Raw genomic sequence first — 3,531 nt, forward strand, 5'->3', positions numbered from 1 at the left:
ACCACAGCCAAAGCATCAGGATTAAAAGGTTCGTATGTCCAGCCAGTAAGATTATCCACTACAAGCTCAGGGATCCCGCCGATCCTTGACCCGATCACCGGTGTACCTAGTGCAAATGATTCTAATACCGCCCTTGGGTTGTTCTCATAACACTCCGACGGCATCACTGTCACTGCGGCCTGACGTATTTTATCAAGAACTTCCCTGCGTGAAAGAAAACCCAGTAACTTAACATTCCCCGCGCGGCTATTTGAAATCACACCTTCCAACTCTTTCCTTAACGGCCCATCACCTGCGAGCTCCGTTCGTATCCCGCTTTTAATAGCGGCCTTCACTAAGGTCATCACACCTTTTTCTGAAGATAACCTTCCAACATACAGTATCAACGGTTCATGCAGGGTACCCGCCCCCGCGGGTATTTCGTATTCTGATAAATCAATAAAGTTTGGAAGGTACTCAACTCTGCCTTGCAATCCCATTTCCTTTACCTTATCAAACATAAACCTACTTGGCGAGATATAGCACTTAACATAATCATAAATATGCATAATATTATGATGCAGGTACATCTCTGCGGTATTAACCAAACTTTTAAACATCGAACCTTTTGTACACTTGTTGAGCAAACAATTAAAATACTTCCCGTCTTTACACTTTTCACAAGGACGCCCTCCGGAAAGCATGGAATACGCAGGACAGACGAGTTTGTAATCATGCATTGTCATAACAACAGGAATACTGTACTTTTTAAAAATATCAATAACCGACGGCGAAATCTGATGTGCGAAATTGTTCAGATGCACAATATCAGGTTTTTCTTCAACCACAACTTTTTCAACTTTACTTTTTGCTTCGAATGAATACCATATATCCGTTATCGCTTTAATTTTCCTTCCCACACCCAGCTTGCCGGCATTAAAATCTATGTTTGAAACAAACTTACCGCTATGTTTATATACAGGGTTTAACTCATGCTGCATACCCCAGTACACAACCTTATCCCCGTTTTTTTCCAATAACTTACCGGTCTCAAGGGTAACAACCGCATCCCCTCCCTTGGGGTATAAAAATTTATTTATCAATAATACCTTCATCTTATCCCTTTAACCCACTTTTTTCCGCTAACACAACAACAGTTTCAGAAACACCGGGGAAAAGAAAAAAACATTTTCTTAGCATTAACCCTGAAGATTGTAGATCAGCCTTCACATCTTTTAAGGCAATAGGATTCCAGTATACACCCTTTTTTTGCCGTTTACCTTTTCGTAGTACGCACTGCAGCGTCCCTCTAAGATAATACGCTACTATACACCATCTACGCGTAACCCGCGCGAACTCGCGCACAATATTTTGGCGTACAGCATCCGGGGTATGCCCGAATAAACGAAGAGATACTACAGCATCAAACGCATTATCTTCAAACTTCAACTTTTCCCCGTCGCCAACCATAGCGCTAAACTTCCCATACTTTTGCTGAAAAGCTTCATACTTATGTTGTGACATTTTCACCATTTCTTCAGAAACATCAACTCCCGTAACGTCAAATCCAAGTTCTGCAAGCATCAACGACACTCTCCCGGTCCCGCAAGGAAGATCCATAACCCTCCCCGGCGGGACAACTTCTGCATATTCAAATGCACGAAGTATCAACTTTTTTTCAATTACATCAACCGTCCTGCCGTACAATGATGTAAACCTTTTTTCGTCATACGACTTCACAACTTCCGCGTTTTTATACCCATCCCGGGCGTTATATCCGTTATTCATAAAATTTCACTGTCCATTGTTAAACATCTTGACATACTGCTCCCCGATTCTTTTTATACTATATTTTTCCTTAACCTTAGATATACACATATTTTTCATCTGCTTATAACTCTCCACTGCGACAAAAAGTTTTTTTATTAACTCCTCTTCATTATTTGCGATAAATCCCGTTACCCCATCCTCCACAATTTCATCCACCCCACCGGCAACGGTGGTAACTATAGGCTTCCCAAGATTCATAACTTCTATCCAGGTAAGAGGCGGTGCAATAATATACTGCGGGTTTATTATAGGAGAATAAAAAATATCGCAGCAGCTCTTCAATTTAACAAACTGTTTAATACCGGTAACACTTATCTTAACACCTTTTGCCGCCATACCAAAATACTTCTCATTAAACGATTCCGGTTTAAACGCAAAATAAAACTCTGCATTTAATCCCAGCTTCACCGCTTCAACTGCTGCATGGTATGCCAGCATAAATGACCTCTCACGTATTTGTTGAATAAAACCCGACCACAGAATCACCACTTTATCTTTTGATAACCCCAGTTCTGTACGCATAGCAATAATTTCTTGCTCAGTATTGAACGTAACCTCATCATTTTTTATACCCCAATGTATCTGTACTAAACTTTTACGCGGAATTCCTATCTGTTCAAGTTTAGCGGCAAAACATTCTGAGTACGGTACCACTTTGAGATTTTTGTTCTGATAAGACATTTTAAGGTACATATGATAAATATTGACATTATGCCCCTGATAACTTATTGCAGAAACCGTAGTACCCGCACCATGGGAAGACGCAAACTGTGCAATACTCCTGTTTGTAAACCCCATATTATCCATCAGATGAACATTCCCATATTGAATATGTTTGAATATCTGATTAAGTAACCTAAGTATTCCATATCCAACAAAAAACTTTTCCACTACTGCCAGTTCCGATGGAAACGCCCTCCCCTGCCAGTTTACCTGAAATAATCCCCTCCTCAGTTTCCCAGGTGTTGCTAAGATAAATGGTGATTTATACTTTATAACAACTTTACATTGCCCCAGCATAAACTCTGACATTTCCATATCAGCCTGCTTTATTGTAATAATCGTAATCCTGTTAAACTTCCCGCTTATTTCATTTATAAGTTCAATCCAAAAATTTTTATCCCCTTGCTGAAGTTCAAAATCAAAATTCAACCCTGCAAGAACTAAATGCTTATCCTTCTCGCACACCTCATTGATCATCCGTTGATACTCATCTGTAATTTTATTAGGATCAAACATCGTTACCACCACTTTGTTTGCATTGACAAACTCTTGTGATAGAGCTTTATTCTTCAGAACACAGAGAATATTATCCGCCAGTTTATTAATATCCCTAACCGGTGACAGCAAGCCATTTTTTTCGTGTGTAACAATTTCCCGCGGGCCGGAGGGACAGTCGGTAGACACTACCGGAATCCCGCAGATCATCGCTTCCACAAGGACAAGCCCAAAACTTTCAATATCTGAACTCAATGCAAACACGGTACTGCGTTTAAGGTATTTATAAGGATTAACCTGGAACCCCAGGAATACAACACTTTTTTCCAACCCAAGTTTTCTCACAAGATATTCAAGATTACTGCGTTCGACACCATCACCGATAAGAGCCAACCTAACCGGCATCTGTTTAATAACTTCCCCCACTGCGCGGATAAGGAGTTCAAAATTTTTGCACTGCACCAACCTCCCGCATGTGACAATAACTGGAACTTCAGGCTGCCG

Annotated in this window: 3 protein-coding genes; all 3 read right to left on the reverse strand. The window is 40.6% G+C overall.

What is annotated here, in order from left to right:
• Nucleotides 1-1,094 (reverse strand): glycosyltransferase family 4 protein (locus WC955_13245; GenBank protein MFA5860020.1); only part of this gene is annotated, 1,094 nt, incomplete at its 3' end.
• A 1-nt stretch (nt 1,095) separates the two neighbouring features.
• Nucleotides 1,096-1,767, reverse strand: coding sequence for a methyltransferase domain-containing protein (locus WC955_13250; protein MFA5860021.1), 672 nt, complete (start codon nt 1,765-1,767; stop codon nt 1,096-1,098).
• 6 nt (nt 1,768-1,773) lie between these two features.
• Nucleotides 1,774-3,531, reverse strand: a 1,758-nt coding sequence (locus WC955_13255; protein MFA5860022.1) for a glycosyltransferase, incomplete at its 5' end; no start/stop codon positions are given.

It is taken from the genome of Elusimicrobiota bacterium (assembly GCA_041658405.1).
Classification (GTDB): domain Bacteria; phylum Elusimicrobiota; class UBA5214; order JBBAAG01; family JBBAAG01; genus JBBAAG01.